The 16,880-nt window shown below is 46.7% G+C and carries 16 protein-coding genes; 1 reads left to right on the top strand and 15 read right to left on the bottom strand.

Annotated features, from left to right (window positions below; all coding sequences use genetic code 11):
* Nucleotides 1–42 precede the first annotated feature (42 nt).
* From ACFQZI_RS15495 to ACFQZI_RS15470, 6 genes are all read right to left on the bottom strand, one after another.
* Nucleotides 43–1,041, bottom strand: a complete 999-nt coding sequence (locus ACFQZI_RS15495; protein WP_377144017.1) for a zinc-binding dehydrogenase — start codon at nt 1,039–1,041, stop codon at nt 43–45.
* A 90-nt stretch (nt 1,042–1,131) separates the two neighbouring features.
* A complete protein-coding gene (locus ACFQZI_RS15490; protein ID WP_377144015.1) occupies nt 1,132–1,743 on the bottom strand; it encodes a superoxide dismutase in 612 nt (203 codons plus the stop codon).
* 179 nt (nt 1,744–1,922) lie between these two features.
* A complete protein-coding gene (locus tag ACFQZI_RS15485; protein ID WP_377144014.1) occupies nt 1,923–2,393 on the bottom strand; it encodes a nucleoside deaminase in 471 nt (156 codons plus the stop codon).
* Nucleotides 2,393–2,764: an SdpI family protein gene (locus tag ACFQZI_RS15480; protein WP_377144012.1), complete on the bottom strand. Its 372-nt coding sequence runs from the start codon at nt 2,762–2,764 to the stop codon at nt 2,393–2,395. Before ACFQZI_RS15480 ends, ACFQZI_RS15485 begins: the two co-directional genes overlap by 1 nt.
* Nucleotides 2,761–3,096, bottom strand: a complete 336-nt coding sequence (locus ACFQZI_RS15475; protein WP_377144010.1) for a tRNA-binding protein — start codon at nt 3,094–3,096, stop codon at nt 2,761–2,763. The genes ACFQZI_RS15480 and ACFQZI_RS15475 overlap by 4 nt, the downstream gene beginning before the upstream one ends.
* A gap of 250 nt (nt 3,097–3,346) precedes the next feature.
* Nucleotides 3,347–4,657: an FAD-dependent oxidoreductase gene (locus tag ACFQZI_RS15470; protein ID WP_377144009.1), complete on the bottom strand. Its 1,311-nt coding sequence runs from the start codon at nt 4,655–4,657 to the stop codon at nt 3,347–3,349.
* A gap of 84 nt (nt 4,658–4,741) precedes the next feature.
* Here ACFQZI_RS15470 and ACFQZI_RS15465 point away from each other — a divergent pair, with 84 nt between their 5' ends.
* Complete coding sequence (locus ACFQZI_RS15465; protein ID WP_377144007.1) at nt 4,742–5,275, top strand: YfiT family bacillithiol transferase; 534 nt, start codon at nt 4,742–4,744, stop codon at nt 5,273–5,275.
* Nucleotides 5,276–5,707: 432 nt separating this feature from the next.
* Here ACFQZI_RS15465 and pgl read toward each other — a convergent pair whose 3' ends face one another.
* The 9 genes from pgl to ACFQZI_RS15420 form a co-directional block, all read right to left on the bottom strand.
* On the bottom strand, nt 5,708–6,427 hold the full coding sequence (gene pgl, locus ACFQZI_RS15460) for a 6-phosphogluconolactonase (RefSeq protein ID WP_377144005.1): 720 nt from the start codon (nt 6,425–6,427) through the stop codon (nt 5,708–5,710).
* Between the two features lie 84 nt (nt 6,428–6,511).
* Nucleotides 6,512–8,026 (bottom strand): glucose-6-phosphate dehydrogenase, encoded by a 1,515-nt coding sequence (zwf, locus tag ACFQZI_RS15455; protein ID WP_377144003.1) that lies wholly within the window; start codon nt 8,024–8,026, stop codon nt 6,512–6,514.
* 69 nt (nt 8,027–8,095) lie between these two features.
* Nucleotides 8,096–9,529 (bottom strand): NADP-dependent phosphogluconate dehydrogenase, encoded by a 1,434-nt coding sequence (gndA, locus tag ACFQZI_RS15450; protein WP_377144002.1) that lies wholly within the window; start codon nt 9,527–9,529, stop codon nt 8,096–8,098.
* Between the two features lies 1 nt (nt 9,530).
* The gene (locus ACFQZI_RS15445) at nt 9,531–10,154 is read right to left on the bottom strand and encodes an HAD family hydrolase (RefSeq protein ID WP_377144000.1); all 624 of its coding nucleotides are present in this window, start codon (nt 10,152–10,154) and stop codon (nt 9,531–9,533) included.
* Nucleotides 10,155–10,165: 11 nt separating this feature from the next.
* Nucleotides 10,166–11,260, bottom strand: coding sequence for a transaldolase (gene tal / locus ACFQZI_RS15440; RefSeq protein WP_377143999.1), 1,095 nt, complete (start codon nt 11,258–11,260; stop codon nt 10,166–10,168).
* A gap of 128 nt (nt 11,261–11,388) precedes the next feature.
* Nucleotides 11,389–12,084, bottom strand: coding sequence for a ribose 5-phosphate isomerase A (gene rpiA / locus ACFQZI_RS15435; protein ID WP_377143997.1), 696 nt, complete (start codon nt 12,082–12,084; stop codon nt 11,389–11,391).
* A gap of 83 nt (nt 12,085–12,167) precedes the next feature.
* Nucleotides 12,168–14,174, bottom strand: a complete 2,007-nt coding sequence (gene tkt, locus ACFQZI_RS15430) for a transketolase (protein ID WP_377143996.1) — start codon at nt 14,172–14,174, stop codon at nt 12,168–12,170.
* Between the two features lie 27 nt (nt 14,175–14,201).
* Nucleotides 14,202–14,957, bottom strand: coding sequence for an ROK family protein (locus ACFQZI_RS15425; RefSeq protein ID WP_377143994.1), 756 nt, complete (start codon nt 14,955–14,957; stop codon nt 14,202–14,204).
* 374 nt (nt 14,958–15,331) lie between these two features.
* Nucleotides 15,332–16,864 carry a carboxylesterase/lipase family protein gene (locus ACFQZI_RS15420; protein ID WP_377143992.1) on the bottom strand — a complete coding sequence of 511 codons (1,533 nt, stop codon included), beginning with the start codon at nt 16,862–16,864 and terminating at the stop codon, nt 15,332–15,334.
* Nucleotides 16,865–16,880: the final 16 nt, after the last annotated feature.

The raw sequence follows: 16,880 nt of genomic DNA, 5'->3' as shown, positions 1-16,880 counted from the left end.
CGAGGGTCGCGCACGGAGTGCCGTGGGGTGAGTAAATCCTACCTATGAAACTTTCAATACCAGCTTCCCAAACTGCTTAGCCGCCCCCATTTTTTCAAAGGCGGCTTTAGCATCTGCCAGAGTGAATACCTCGTCAACCACAGGCACTATTTTATGCTCGTTCACAAAGGTAAGCATGGCTTTAAAATCATCCTGCGTGCCCATGGTGGTGCCTAATATCTGTAACTGTTTCCAAAAGATAGGCCTTGCATTCAGTTCGGGGATATTGCCTGCCGTACCGCCGAAGAATACTATGCGGCCCCCGGGATTACACAAGTCGGGTATCTTATTAAAATCAGGGCCAAGGGCGCTATCTACTACAATATCGAAACCGCCGCCGCTAAAATGCTTAAGCTCCTGCGCCCAGTCTTGCGCCTTGTAATTTACACCCGCGCAAGCACCAAGTTGCTTGGCCTGCGCTATTTTTTCGCTCGTGCCCGACGTTACAAATACCTGCGCGCCGGCTGCAACAGCAAATTGCAATGTGATAGAACCTGTGCCTGCGCCAACGCCTACTACCAACATCTTATCGCCTTTCTTGATGTGCGCTTTTGTAAACAAGGCGCGGTAGGCGGTGATACCTGCCAAAGGCAAAGCCGCGGCCTGCTCAAATGTTAAATGGGCAGGTTTAGGATAAAGGTACTCAGCTTTAACCAGCACGTATTCGGCCATGGTGCCATCATCGGGCAGGCCTAATATTTTAAACTCTTTTCCCTGAAACTCTGGGTGCTCGCCCCAGCTGTGCGATGGGTTGATGATCACCTCTTTGTTAAGCCAGTCGGCTGCGCCTTCATCGGCTTCGGCAACAACACCGGCGCCATCGGCACCCAGAATGGTTGGGTATTTTATACCTGCGTATTTACCTACTGTTATCCACCAATCGCGGCGGTTTAGGGCGGCGGCTTTTATTTGTACCAACACTTCGCCCGGGCCGGGTGTGGGTTTGGCAACTTCTTTTACAATCAAGGGGTTTTCTGCTGATTCGAGGACGACGGCTTTCATACTGTAAAAATAAAAAAGCGGCACAATTGTTTCCAATTGGCCGCCTTGTATTTTAAATCCTCTATAAAGGCAAGGATTTAGGTGAGGCTATTAAGCGATAGCTTTAGCGTATAATTCTGAAACATGGTTCCAGTTAATTACATTCCAGATAGCAGCCAAGTAATCCGGGCGGCGGTTCTGGTATTTTAAGTAGTAGGCGTGCTCCCAAACGTCGATGCCTAAAACAGGGGTGCCTTTTACTTCGGCAATATCCATTAGCGGGTTATCCTGGTTAGGGGTTGATGTAACGGCCAGTTTTTTATCGGCGGTAACAATTAACCATGCCCAACCTGATCCAAAACGGGTTGCACCTGCTTCAGATACTTTGGTTTTAAAATCGGCGAATGAACCGAAAGTGCTTTTAATAGCATCGGCCAGGGCGCCTGTAGGCTCGCCGCCACCGTTTGGTGATAACAGCGTCCAGAATAAAGTGTGGTTATAGTGGCCGCCACCATTGTTGCGTACAGCAGGCGGGAACTTAGATATGTTTTTGATGATATCTTCAATTTTACCATCAGCCTCTGGCTTACCTTCTAAAGCTTTGTTTAAGTTGGTAACGTAAGCCTGGTGGTGCTTACCATGGTGAATTTCCATAGTAGCTTTATCGATGTGTGGTTCCAGAGCATCGGTAGCGTAGGGTAACGCCGGTAGTGTAAATGCCATAATATTTAAAATTTAAGGTTAAACGTTTTCCGTGTGATGGAACAAATATAAGGGTTGAGGTATGTTTTTGTTCTATATCAATGTCAAGTTTTTGTTAAGCGCGGTTTGGTTGATGATTGATAGTTCATGAATCACGAACGGAGCTACTATGAACCATCAACTATTACCTATCAACTAAACTATCGTTTCGATCTAAAAAAATCCTTCACCAGCTGCGAGCACTCGTTTTCGTGGATGCCGCCGGTAATAAGCGTTTTAGGATGCGTGATGCTTTGGTTAAGCCTGCCGAAACCCCGTTGGGTATCATAAGCGCCAAAAACTATCCGGCCTATCTGGAACCAGTAGCTGGCGCCGGCGCACATTACGCAGGGCTCCATGGTAACATACAGCGTACACTCGGGCAGGTATTTGCCACCCATGGAGTTAACGGCAGCGGTAAGGGCCTGCATTTCGGCATGGGCAGTTACATCATTAAGGCGCTCGGTAAGGTTGTGGCCGCGGCCGATGATCTGCCCTTTGCAAACCACCACGGCGCCAATAGGTATCTCATCCTCAGCAAGTGCCTGGCGGGCTTCCTTCAGGGCCTCGTTCATAAAAAAATCGTCGGGAGAGATGGCGGGCTGTTCATCGCCAAAGGTGTAATATCGCATTATATATCGTTAAACGTATCCTTCAAATGTTTTTCGGTTTTGGTGAACAACACCATTACAACTACTACCGAGCCTGCCACAACCACCGCAACCTGCATCCATGCTTTTAGCTTAGGGTCGATGTCGAAAAGATTTAAAGCTATGCTCAACATTATCCCGGCTACCAGCAAAACCCAGCCGCAGTTGAGCATGAGTTGAGTAGAATATTTATTCCCCTCGTCCCAATGCTGCTGATCTTGCATGGATCTTGCAGTGCGGTAACCATACAGGCTGTTGATCTCTTTTGGCGGGAAGCATTTTTGAATATACCCTGCCAGCAGGAATATAACGCCCAACAGTTGCGGCCCCAGTATCCAGTTTACAAATATCATATCAGTTTGCTGCCGTTTGGCACGGGCTTGTCAATAGCGGAAAGCACGATCTCACCGTTCTCGTCGGCAAGGCCGGTCACCAAAAACTCCGACATAAATTTGGCTATCTGTTTCTTCGGGAAGTTTACCACCCCCAATATTTGCTTACCGGGCAACTCTTCTTTGGTGTAATGTTTTGTGATTTGCGCGCTGCTCTCCTTAATACCCAGCGGACCAAAATCTACCGTTAGCTTATACGCGGGTTTACGTGCCTCGGGGAAGTCGGCCACTTCCAGAATGGTACCGGCCCGCAGTTCTACCTTTTCAAAATCGTTCCAGGTGATAGTTTCCATAATAGCAAATGTAGGATGTTAGTTTTACAACCAACATTTAAGCTTAAAATATTTAAGATTTAATTCCCCTCTTGAGAGGGGTTAGGGGGGTGTTTTTGCGCCGGGCCTCCCTCTACACTTGTCATTGTGAACGATAGTGTGGCAATCGCACGTAAGCAAGTCGAAGATAATCTTGCTATATGAACATCCAAAATATTGGGAGCGCGGTTATCGGTACCAAAGCACCACTCTACCTGCCTTTCCAAAAAAATTAATTCACCAACCTACCGCTCATATCAACCTTACGGGCAAAAGGGTTTAGGAAACGGTTGGCCAGTACGGCAAATTCGCGTCGGGTGGCGGGGCGGTTGGGGTTAAAGTCGGTAGGGAAGTGGTAGTAGGTTTTCCAGGTCTTCCGGAGGCCGTCCTGTAGGTTGACAGGGTCGCGTAGGGTTATTTCGCTTATGTAACTAAGCAGGTTGGCCAGGGTAAATAGTTCGCCCGGGTTTTCGCTGTTAAACCACAAAAACGAGCGGGAATAGATCTCGTTCAAAAAAGGCTTTATTTCGGCTGTGCGTACCAGGATATCGGGCATAAACAGTACGTCGGTGCGGTTGCCGTTTACCTTCTGCATGCCGTGTAGCAGCCCCGTTGCGCCCACCTGTTGTATGGCGCGGTAATCGCGGTCGGTAATTTTAATATCTGCAAACGGTAGCAGCATCCCTTTATGGTCAAGTATTTCGCCCTGTATAATGCGGGGCTTCAAATTTTTGGTGGTGGTATTAAAAAATATGCAATAGGCGGCGGTAGCACCAACGCCCTGCCCTATCGACATCTGTACGGACGGGTCTTTAGTACTCATTACCTTTCCTGTGATCAGCAGGTTATCCTGGTCTTTAGCCACCACCGCCCCCAGCGGGATGCTGTGCGCCGGGAATGGTTTTGATGCGCCGGGCATCCCATCGCCTACAGCAATAGCGGTGCGGTACAATTGCGACCCTCGGTTATAAGGCATATACCTATCATAGGGCACCATTACCTTAACCGAATCTGTAAGGCTCGCGGCGGCGGCCGCCACATCGATTTTTTCGGTAGCATCAACCAATAATTTGGCTTTAATGATGGCAGTTCGGCCGTCGATAGTTACGGTAACCACCCACCCTATGCCGTCCTTTTTGATAGACTTAAAAGAGGTATTTAATTTAACCGTGAGGTTCTTTGCCGTGTCGGTCATTTTTTTGATGAGGGCGGTGGCTATTTCCGGCTCAACCATTAGCGGCACATTGCGGCTACTATCATACCCCGGGCACGATCTGTAAAACTCGCGGATGCGGCTGCCAAACTCGGCATAAATGCCCGACGCAAGGCTGGTGTTGTAAAGGTTAAACCTGTCGTTTATTCCGCCTCCTAATTGGCTGCCCTGCACAATCAGCAGGGTTTTTACATTGCTGCGGGCGCTTTGTACAGCTGCTGCAACCCCGCTTGCCCCGCCGCCAATAACCAACACATCGGTACGGATGGTTTCGGCAAAGCCTGCCGAACACTTAAGCAACAGCATCAACAGCAGTAATTTTTTGATCATGGGCAGGGCGAAATAACTGTAAAACGCTAATTTAGGCCAAATACATATTTAACAATAAATTTTATACCATATACGTCAAATACTATGCTTACAGACGAACAGATGCGCTACCCTATAGGCAAATTTGTGGCCCCGGTATCATACACCGATCAGGACATGCGCCAGTGGATCCACGATATTGCCACCCTGCCCGGCCGCGTGCGCGAAGCCATCATAGGCCTTAACTACGACCAGCTCGACACCCAATACCGTACCGGCGGGTGGACCCTGCGCCAGGTTGTACACCACCTTGCCGATAGCCACATGAACGCTCTTTGCCGCTTTAAGCTGGCCCTTACCGAAGATAGCCCAACCATAAAACCATACGAGGAAGCTGCCTGGGCCATACAGCCCGATTACCGCCTGCCCGTAGAGCCCTCGCTAAAAATGCTCGACGGCATCCATCAGCACATGGTGGCCCTGTTCGAAAGCTTTACCGAAGACCAGTGGGACCGCACGTTTACCCACCCGGAAAGCCGCAGCATCATCCCCCTTAAAAGGAACCTGGCCACCTACGCCTGGCATGGCAACCACCACCTGGCTCATTTAACCGAAACGGTGAAGAGGTTGAAGGCGTAGAACACACCCCTAACCCCTCTCAAGAGGGGAACTGCTGCATTCCTATTCTCCTTGCGGTTGCCACACTATCGTTCGCAATGACATGGTGGTGAGATTGGCTTGGCTAGAACACACCCCTAACCCCTCTCAAGAGGGGAACTGTTGCGTTAGCCTCCGTGCGATTGCCACACTATCGTTCGCTATGATGTTGAGTTGAGTTTGCGCAGAAACACACCCCTAACCCCTCTCAAGAGGGGAACTGATGAGAATTGTGCTAATAAAATTTCTGAAAGATGTGGTGTCAGCGTTTTGTCAGTACTTTCATTGTGAAATGCTGATTATTAGGATATTGCAAAATGTTGCCTGGTTGTGCAAACGTGAACGTGAACATTTTCGTGAACATAATGCTCCATTTAAGCCAAAAAGCCTCCGCATATTGAGGAGGCTTTTTGGTTATTTGTTTTGCAGTTTACTTGCAGCCGGTTCGTCCAGGAACCATTGGAGATCGGCGCCTTCAATCAACTGGGCCGGGTATTCCTGAATGTCTTTAGGGTCTTCGAGGATGTGTTTAACGGCTTCGGCCTTGCCTGCGCCGTAAACCAAAAATGCGATGTGCTGCGCATTATTGATCAGCGGGGCGGTAAAGGTGATGCGGTTCATCTTCACCTCATCAATGTATAACGCCTGTACAGATGCGCTCTCGTCCGTCAATACAGAAGTATGCGGGAAAAGTGACGCGGTGTGAGAGTTATCGCCAAGGCCTAAAATGATGAGGTCGAAACTCGCGCTGCCGCCATCAAAAAAGTGGATAAGGTGGCGGGTATAATCCTTTGCGGCTTCCTCCGCACCCAGCGGGGTTTGCACCGCGTAAACATGCGATGGATCTATCCCCAGCGGGTCAAACAAGGTTTGTTTGGCCATCAGGTAATTGCTCTGCGAATCGGTAAGGGGCACATCGCGCTCGTCACCAAAAAAGAAATATACCTTATCCCACTCAATGCTATCGCGGTATTCGCTTGCCAACAGCTCATGCAGTTTCTTAGGCGAACTGCCACCGCTAAGCGCCACGGTAAAGCGGTCGCGGGCGGCAATGGCCTCTTTAGCGCAATCGGCAAAGTATTTGGCCAGCGAGGCCAGCACTTCGGTATCCGTTTCAAATATATTCAGTTTCATCACTTAATTTGAAGATTTGATGATTTGAAGATTTGAAAATGTGCTGGTCTGATTTTCAAATAAGCACATTTTCAAATCGAAATTTTATTTTTTACCATTTACCGGCAGCGTGAACCAGTTGTAACCGTCGCGGGCTATTAATGCCTCGGCAGATTCAGGTCCCCATGAGTCTGCGCTGTAATTAGGGAAATTCAGGCTCTTTTTGTTTTGCCAGGTGTTCAATATCGGCATTACCAGTTCCCATGCGGCTTCTACCTGGTCGCCACGCATAAACAGGGTTTGGTCGCCCAGCATGGTATCCAATATCAGGGTTTCGTAAGCCTCAGGCGCCTGATTGGTGTAGGTGCCTTTGTAATCGAATACCATATCAACGGCATTCAGTACCATATCAATACCCGGGCGTTTGGCCTGTACCTGCAAACGGATGCTCATTTCGGGCTGAATACTAATAATGAGCCTGTTTTGCTGCCAGCTTTCGGTAGTCTCAGCAGGGAACACCAAATGCGGCACATCCTTAAACTGTATGGTAATTACCGACGATGATTGGTGCATCCGTTTACCTGTACGCAGGTAAAAAGGTACACCCTGCCAGCGCCAGTTATCAACAAAAAATTTAATGGCGGCAAATGTTTCGGTGTTGCTTTGGGGGTCAACCTTTGGTTCATCGCGGTAGCCGGGCACTTCCTGGCCTTTCATCCAACCGCTGCCGTACTGGCCCCTAACAGCCGAATTACGAACATCCTCCGGGGTAAATTTGCGCATCGATTTCAGTACGTCAACTTTACGGTCGCGCACCTCATCGGCGTTAAAGCTAACCGGTGGTTCCATGGCTATAGTACAAAGCAATTGCAGCAAGTGGTTTTGGATCATGTCGCGCATAGCGCCCGAGCCATCGTAATAATCGCCGCGGTCTTCCACGCCCAATTGCTCGGTTACCGAGATCTGTACATGTTCTATATAGTTACGGTTCCACAAAGGCTCCATAATAGAGTTGGCAAAGCGGAAGGCCATAATGTTCTGCACAGTCTCTTTACCCAGGTAGTGGTCAATCCGGTAGATCTGGCACTCGTCAAAAATGCCTTTCAGCAATTCGTTCAGTTCTTTAGCTGTCTCGAGATCGTGGCCAAACGGTTTCTCAATGATGATCCTCACCTTGTTCTTATCTTCGGCCAGTTTGGCTTTAGATATATTTGAGGCGATGATAGGGAAGAAGTTTGGCGCTACGGCAAGGTAAAATAACACGTTGGCGGTAGTTTTCCACTCGGCGTTATGGGCATCTATACGTTTACCAAACTCTCTGTAAGTTTCGGCATCCGTAGCGTCAGAAACCTGGTAGTAGATGCTTTTTTCAAATTCGGCCCATTTCTTGGCGTCGGCTTTACCGCTGCGCGAAAACTGGTCAATATCGTTATGCAAATTTGTCCTGAATTGCTCGTCGGTTAGTTTGGTACGGCCGGTACCTATGATAGAGAATTGTTTGGGCAACCATCCGTCTAAGAACAGGTTATACAATGCCGGTGCAATTTTGCGCGAGTTTAAGTCGCCCGTGCCGCCAAATATGATGAAAATGGTAGGTTCGGATTTTGTGTTACTACTCATGATAGTATGTTTTAATTTAAACAGGAGGCTAAGTGTGTTAATCCCTGCCTCCTGATCTCTTGTTTCTTTTTATTTTTCGTCAACCGGTGCCCATTGCGTATGGAACGTGCCTTCTTTACCTATTAATTCGTAGGTATGCGCGCCAAAATAATCGCGTTGTGCCTGGGTTAAGTTAGATGGCATGCGTTCGTTGCGGAAATTATCGAAATACTCTAAAGATGCCGCATAAGCAGGTATGGCAATACCCGCATTAACTGCCGATGAAACCACCTTACGGATACCCGGCAGCGTACCTTTTACCAGCTCGGCAACATTACCGTCTAACAGTAAGTGCTCAAGGCCCTGGTCTTTACCAAACGCACCATAAATATTCTCCAGGAACTTAGAGCGGATGATACAGCCGCCTCTCCAGATCTTGGCTATCTCATCAAGCTTAAGATCGTATTTATACTCGGCAGAGGCAAGTGACAGCATGTGCATACCTTGTGAGTAGCTGATGATCATGGTGAAGTAGAACGCCTGCTCTAATGCGGTTAATAATTCATCTACGCTACCATCAATGGTTTGGTTCTCATCTTTGCTGTAGATGCCGGCTGCTTTTGTACGCAGGGCTTTGTATTTAGATAGATCGCGCATTTCTACAGCGCTGTCTACCGTTGGTATAGGTGCCTGCAGGTCCATAGCGCTTTGCGATGTCCATTTACCGGTACCTTTTGCACGGGCCTCGTCTTTAATATCATCTAAGAGCAAATGATCAGTACCCGGTGCTTTATACTTAAATATATCTTTTGTAATATCTAAAAGGAATGATTGCAGGCGGCCGTTGTTCCAGTCGGTAAATATTTTACCTATGGCATCACCATCCAGCTTCAAACCTTTTTTCATGATCTCGTAGGTTTCTGCTAATAGTTGCATAATGCCATACTCGATACCATTATGCACCATTTTAACAAAGTGACCTGATGCTCCGGGGCCAATATAGGTTACACATGGCGCGCCATCAACCTTAGCGGCAATGGCCTCAAAAATTGGTTTCATTACATTGTAGGCATCCTTATCGCCGCCCGGCATCATGCTTGGGCCACGGCGCGCACCTTCTTCGCCACCGGATACGCCCATACCGAAGAAATGCAGGCCTTTTGCCTCCAGTTCGTCCACACGGCGATTGGTATCAGTAAAGTGCGAGTTACCGCCATCAATTAAAATATCGCCCTTATCTAAAAGCGGGGTAAGTTCCTCAATTACGGCGTCTACAATTTTACCTGCAGGCACCAGCATCATAATGGCACGTGGTGTACTAAGGCTTTGTATAAACTCTTTTACATCGCCAAAACCTTTTACCTTTCTGTCGCCTGCCTCTTCATTTAAAGAAGCTACTTTACCGGCATCTTTATCGTGGCCGGCAGCTGCATAACCATGGTCGGCTATGTTGAGTAATAAGCTGCGGCCCATTACGCCTAAGCCTATCATGCCAAAAGCATATTTATCTGTTGTTGCGCTCATGTTATTTGAGGTTTTCTTTCTTAAGATCGTTTAATATTTTTTTAGTTGTTTCGAAGTCGGTATGCTGGAACGAGCGGATGCCCAGTTTCTCGGCAGTGCGTACAAACATGATGCGATCGTCGAAATACACGCACTGGCTTGGCGATACCTGGGCAATACCCATAGCCAGTTGCCAGATACCCGGGTCGGGCTTACGCATTTTTACCTCGCACGATGAAATGAAAGCGTCGAAACACTCGTGCAGCTTAAATTTCTGCACACGGTAATCATTCAGCTCTTTACCCTCGTTATTGATGGATATGATGCGGAAACCGCAATCCTTTTTCCATTCTTTTAACCATTTCAGCATATCGGGTAACTCAACAGACTGCGCGTAGATGAACTCCTTAAAATCCTCGCGAACAAAATCCCGGGGCTCGTTAAAAATAACGGTATCAAGGTATTCATCCAGCGTAATACTGCCTATTTCGTACACGTTGAAGATGAAGTTATGCAGGGCATTCACCTCGTCATAATCCAGCCCAAATTTTTTGGCTGCCTCGTGGCGAGATTCGTGGCCCCATCCGTTGGTAAGCAAAATGCCACCAACGTCAAAAAAAAGGATCTTTACATCTGATTTTTTCATCAGCTTATAAGTTATGCTTTAGCCTTTTGGTCCTCAATAGCTTTAAGCAATTTTTCGAATGGCTTGTTAAATTTATCTATGCCTTCGTCTTCCAGGTCCTGGGTAATTTTATCAAGGTCGATGCCTAAGGCTTTTAACCTGCCTAAAGTTTCGGTAGCCTGGTCTAAGCCTAACATCAAAGTATCAGCAGCAATACCATGGTCGCGGAATGCATCAATAGTTTCTAACGGAACGGTATCAACGGTATCCGGACCAATAAGCGCCTCAACGTACTTGGTATCTTTAAACGCAGGGTTTTTGCTGCCTGTACTTGCCCAAAGCAAACGCTGTGGTTTACCACCTTTTGCTTCCAATGCTTTCCAACGCTCGGTGCTGAAAACACGTTTGTAAATCTCGTATGCTTTTTTTGCTGACGCGATGGCAACTTCGCCAACAAGGCCATTCTCGCCTTTTTCCTGTAATAAAGGGTCAACAACCACATCGATACGGCTCAGGAAAAAGCTTGCTACCGATGATATGTGCTCGATGTTATGGCCGGCGGCTAAGTGATCTTCAAGGCCTGAGATATAGGCTTCGGTAACTTCTTCATAACGCTCTAAGCCAAATAATAAGGTAACGTTGACATTAATGCCTTTTGCAATAGTTTCGCGGATGGCTTTCAACCCCGGTTTGGTACCCGGAATTTTGATCATTACGTTTTTACGGTCAACCTGTTTCCAAAGCAACTCGGCTTGTTTGGCGGTACCTTCGGCATCTAATGCTAAAAACGGAGATACCTCTAAGCTAACATAACCATCTGCGCCAACAACGCCTTCGTTGTATAAGGGATTAAAAAGGTCGGCAGCTGCCTGAATATCTTTTATAGCTAATTTGAAGAATAACTCTTCTGTAGTGCTGTTTTCTTTACCAAACTCGGCAATATCAGCATCGTAATCAGAACTGCTTGAAATAGCCTTCTCAAATATCGCGGGGTTTGACGTTACGCCTCTTATACCATCCTCATCAATCAGTTTTTGTAATTTACCAGATGAGATGATCTCGCGGTCAATAAAATCAAGCCAAATGCTTTGGCCAAATTCATGTATTTGTTTTACGTTGTTTGCCATGATAATGTATGTATGGTGGTTTTTAATTGTATTAATATTTAATTCGCTTGCCGCACAAATGTGGCATTTAATGTTCCCTATAGTGTAATCTTAATCTCCTTATTATGTTAAGCTTACGTCACAAATTATCAGTTATTTTCCGCTGTTAAAATTTGAAGATCATAACCTATAAAAAGGCCACTTTCGATCACCCCGGTTATCGCTTTTATATCTTGTTCAAGGCTGTCATTTATATCGTCAAAATAACAGTCCAGTATCAGGTTATTATTCTCCGTTACTATCGGGCCGTCCTTACCTTTTGCAGGCCTTAATTTGATATCAATAGCACCAACTTTTTTCAGTTCTTCCTCCACATGCAATAATGCTTGGGGATAAACCTCTACCGGTACCGGGAAGTTTGTTCCCAACTTTAGTACCAGTTTGCTATCGTCCACAATAATATAATTCAGCGGACTGCTCCGGATCAATAGTTTCTCTTTAAACATTGCCCCGCCGCGGCCTTTTATCAACCAGTTGTTAGGGTCGACCTCATCGGCACCATCAAATAACCAATGGGGCGTATGCTCAAACAAGGTAGTCAACGGGATACCCAGCTTCGCGCAAAACATCGTTATTTCCAACGATGTAGGGATAGCCAGAATGTTTAACCCTTCGGCCTTTATCCTTTCAGCTATCGCAAATAATGCCATGTACACTGTAGAACCCGACCCAACACCGAGTACATCGCCATCCTTTACCTTTTGGGCAATTTGCTGCGCTACCCGCTGTTTAGCAGCAGGATTGGTGATAGTTGATGACCATTGCAGGGTACTGATTAAACTCATTTATTTAGATTTGAGATACGGGATTTGAGACGTGAGACCGAAGCCGGCCTTTTATCTCAAATCTCATATCTAACATCCCATATCTACAAAATCGCTTTCGCTTTTGCTACAACATTTTCAACCGTAAAGCCGAAGTGTTTGTACAGGTCGTCTGCCGGGGCGCTTTCACCAAAGGTGGTCATGCCAAGCATATCACCTTCGTCAGTAGTATATTTATGCCATCCCATTGGTGATGCCATTTCTATAGCAAAACGTTTCCGGCTTGCTTTTGGCAATACGCTTTCTTTATAGGTAGCATCCTGCGCTTCAAACAATTCCCATGATGGCATACTTACCACACGTGTAGATATGCCGTCTTTTTCCAGTTGTGCCTGTGCATCCATCGCCAAAGCAACTTCAGAACCGGTCGCCAATAAGATCAGGTCGGGGTTTTTGCTTTCTTTTGATACTACGTAAGCGCCTTTTTCAAGACCGCTTGCTTTGCCGTATTTATCCTGGTCAAGGATTGGCAAGCCCTGGCGGGTGAACACCAATACAGTTGGGCCGCCTTTTTTCTCGATGGCAACTTTCCACGCGAAAGCGGTTTCATTTGCGTCCGCAGGGCGGATAACTGTAACATTTGGTATTGCACGTAATGATGATAAATGCTCCACAGGCTGATGGGTTGTACCGTCCTCGCCCAAACCAATACTATCGTGGGTGTAAACAAATATCGGGCTTATCTTCATAATAGCCGCCAAACGGATGGGCGGGCGCATATAATCGGCAAATTGCAGGAAGGTTGCGCCAAACGGTAACAAGCCTTTTGTTAAAGCCATACCGTTCAAAGCCGAACCCATCGCATGCTCGCGGATCCCGAAGTGGAAATTACGGCCGGCACGGTTTTCTGATGTGAACGAATCGTATTCTTTAAGGTTAGTTTCTGTTGATGGAGCAAGGTCTGCCGCACCGCCAATAAGGTTTGGCAAACTCGATGCAACGGCATTTAACACTTTGCCAGATGCCTGGCGGGTTGCCATTTTAGGATCTGATGCCTTAAAGGTTGGCAATTTATCTGCCCAGCCTTTTGGCAATTCGCCTGCAAATGCAGCCTCGTATTCGGCAGCTAACTCAGGGAATTTCTCTTTGTATTTAGCGAACAGCTCATCCCACTTCTCTTCTTTTTTTATGCCGCGGGCGCCTTTTTCGTTATAATATTTCAATACCTCGGCAGGTACGTCGAATGATTTCTCAGGGTCGAAACCAAAGAACTCTTTCACCAGCTTGATCTCATCGGCACCAAGTGGCGAGCCGTGTGAACCTGCAGTACCCGATTTGTTAGGGCTACCGTAAGCGATAAGCGAGCGAACGCGGATCAACGATGGTTTTTGAGTTTCTGTTTTAGCGTTGATCAAAGCCAGTTCTAATGCATGAGTATCATTAACGTCAGGGATTTCCTGTACATGCCATCCGTAAGCACGGAAACGGGCGCTTACATCTTCGTTAAAGGCAATATCAGTACTGCCCTCGATAGAGATGTGATTATCGTCATATAAATAGATCAGGTTACCTAACTGTAAGTGGCCTGCTAATGAAGCCGCCTCAGAAGTTACACCTTCCATCATATCACCATCGCTACAGATGGTGTAGATGTTATAATTGAAAAGGTCGAAGCCCGGCTTATTGTAACGTGCTGCCAAATGTTTTTGGGCTATAGCAAAACCAACACCGTTTGCAAAACCCTGGCCAAGCGGCCCGGTAGTTACATCAACGCCCGGTGCCAAACCATACTCGGGGTGGCCGGCGGTTTTGCTGTTTAACTGGCGAAATTGTTTGATATCATCTAATGAAAGATCATATCCTGTTAAATATAAAAAGTTGTATTGTAAAATACATGCGTGCCCTGCAGAAAGTATAAACCTGTCGCGGTTAGCCCAATCGGGATTTTTTGGGTTATAATTTAAAAACTTGGTCCAAAGTACGTGGCCCATTGGTGCCAAAGCCATTGCCGTGCCCGGGTGGCCCGAATTTGCTTTTTGTACTGCATCTGCCGAAAGTATCCTAACGGTATCTATTGCTAATTGTTCCAGTTCTTTGTTTTGTTTTTCCATTGTTGTAAGTAAAAATGAGAAAGATGATTATTTTGTTGGGGTTGCCATCGCGGTATGTGTAACGGGGTGCTTATCCTCCTGCCACAATTTGGCCCCGCCTTTAATGCCATCGGCATTGGTTACTATTTTCATGTTTTTTTCCAGCTTAAAATCAAGCAGGTCTGAATTGCCGCCGCCTATATATAAGTAGTCGTAGTTGAATACGGTTTTTAATATTTCAAAAACCTTTTTTATGCGCTTGTTCCACTTCTTTTCGCCTATTTCGTCAAGGGCCTTATCGCCTATATACTGGTCATAATCGCGGCCTTTTGATATGGGGTGGTGCGACACTTCTAAATGCGGCAGCAAGTGCCCGTCCATTAACAGGGCGGTGCCAAAGCCTGTGCCCAGGGTAATTACCATTTCCAGGCCTTTGCCGCTAACTACGCCAAGGCCCTGCATATCGGCATCGTTTACCACCTGCGCATCCTTGCCCAAATCGGTCTGCAGCATTTTTCTAAAATCAACATCCTTCCAGAAATCGTTACCCAGGTTTGGCGCTGTTTTTACAATGCTGTTGCGTACATACCCCGGGAACCCTACCGATATTTTATCGAAAGCCGGAAAGTCTTTCACCAAGGTATTAATTGCCTTAACCACATTGGCCGGATTGGCCGGTTTTGGGGTGGCAATTTTTTTATAATCCATGGTAAGCTCGCCTTTGCTGTTTAAGATGGTAGCTTTAATGCTTGAGCCACCGATATCGATTGAAAGGATCTTTAAAGCTGAAGGAGTAGTTTTCATGGAACCGGTGATAAAATGTTGAATGTAGATTTAGTATCGCGCTGTAAATATCACATTTTTAATAATAAATAGATACTGTTTAGCTATAATATTAAACGCCAAATAAACAGGATATGAATAACATAAATGTAATGAGTGTGTTACTTTTCTGCGAAGACGTTGTAGTATAAACCCATTTAAAGCTACAGGGTTTTCGCATACGGGCTTTTATGACACTTAGGTAACGGTATAACCATTTTAAATGACGTAAAATGTTCACGTTCACGATTGCACAAGCAGGTGTATTTTTCGCAAACTCTTTATTGCCAGGTATTTATCATTTAAAATGGTGGCATACCACTGTCACCATGAACATCAAAAAAGATTTATATACCTTATTTGGTCATGTCCCTTACTGTAAATTCTAAAGCAGCCTTATCAGCCAAAGTTTTAGCGCCGGGCTTTTCGCCCAGGTACATGGTTTTTGCTGTTGTCCTGTTATAAGCAGGCCACTCGGGCAACCCGTTACCATTGGGGTTGCCTGTTTTAACAAAGTTTACCCAATATTGCGATATGGTATTTGCCAGCGCATGGTCTACAGGTTCAAACCGGCGGTTCAGGAATTTTAGGTTGTCGAATACATAAGCCACCTCGCCGGTGTGGAAGGCGCCATATTTTTTAAAATCGGCAGTGGCGGGCAGACGGCGGGTAAAGCGGTATAAATAAACTTTTGCTTTGTTTTTTGCGCTTTGTTGGTTTGCCCAACTGTAATTTTGCACACCAAACATCTGATCGCGCGACATCCTGATCTGCGACCTTTCTGCTTCGGCACCTGTTGTGCCGGGATATAGTTTCAAAACTTCTGCCGCTCTGGCGCCAAAGCGTTTATTAATCCCCGCAGTATAATCTACGGCATTTTTAATATTGCCCATAAAGGCATCATCTTCGTTCCAGCCGGTGAGCAATGGTACCTGGCTTTCTTTATTGGCGGCAAAAATATCTGCGGGTACCATTGGTAACAAGTAGCCATCTATAATTGGGCGGAAGTTGTTTTGTTTCAGCAATTCATCAGCAGGCAGCTTACGCAGGTCGGTAAGTGTCGCCGCGTGAAGTTCTGTAGCGGCTGCCAACCCACCTTTTTCGGCCTCGGCTAATGATACGCCACTGCCTTTGCCCGGCAGCATGTGCGCGCCGCTTTCTGCAATGGCTTTGTTGAAATAACCTTTAGCCAGTGGCGATGCCACAAGGTAGTTAACGCCATAAGAACCTGCCGACTGGCCCGCTATAGTAACATTACCCGGGTCGCCGCCAAAAGCGGCAATATTTGCTTTTACCCATTTTAAGGCTGCCAGCTGGTCCATCAGCCCGTAATTACCCGATGCATGGTTAGGTGATTCCTTGGTTAATTCCGGGTGGGCGAAAAAACCAAATATGCCAACACGATAGGGAATGCTTACTAAAATAATCCCCTTTTTTGCAAGCGCTTCGCCATCATAAATAGGCACATTGGTGCCGCCACTTACAAAACCGCCGCCATAGATCCACACCATTACGGGGCGCCTCTCGGCGGGGGATTTAGCGCCTGTCCAAACGTTCAGGTACAGGCAGTCTTCGCTTAGCGGTTCGTCTTTTATCAGGAACTCGCGGGTGTAAACCCCAAACTCATTAGGCTTGCCCTGCATGGGGCTTTTTGCAAACCGGCTGCAATCTTTTACGCCCGCCCAAGGCTTTACAGGTTGCGGCGCTTTCCATCGCAATTCGCCAACTGGCGGCGCGGCAAATGGGATCCCCTTGAATATATGAACGCTCTCATCCTCGCTTACCGTTCCTGAAATTAACCCCGCATTGGTTTTAACAACCTTAAATGTGGTTTGTGCAAAAGCGGATGTTGCCGCTACCATAAAAAGGACTGCGAGGATGCGTTTCATAGTTTTGAGGTTTTAC

The sequence above is a fragment of the Mucilaginibacter lutimaris genome, assembly GCF_042676625.1.
GTDB lineage: Bacteria > Bacteroidota > Bacteroidia > Sphingobacteriales > Sphingobacteriaceae > Mucilaginibacter > Mucilaginibacter lutimaris.
The sequence above is the reverse complement of the archived record's forward strand: the minus strand, read 5'-3'. Positions and strand labels throughout refer to the sequence as shown.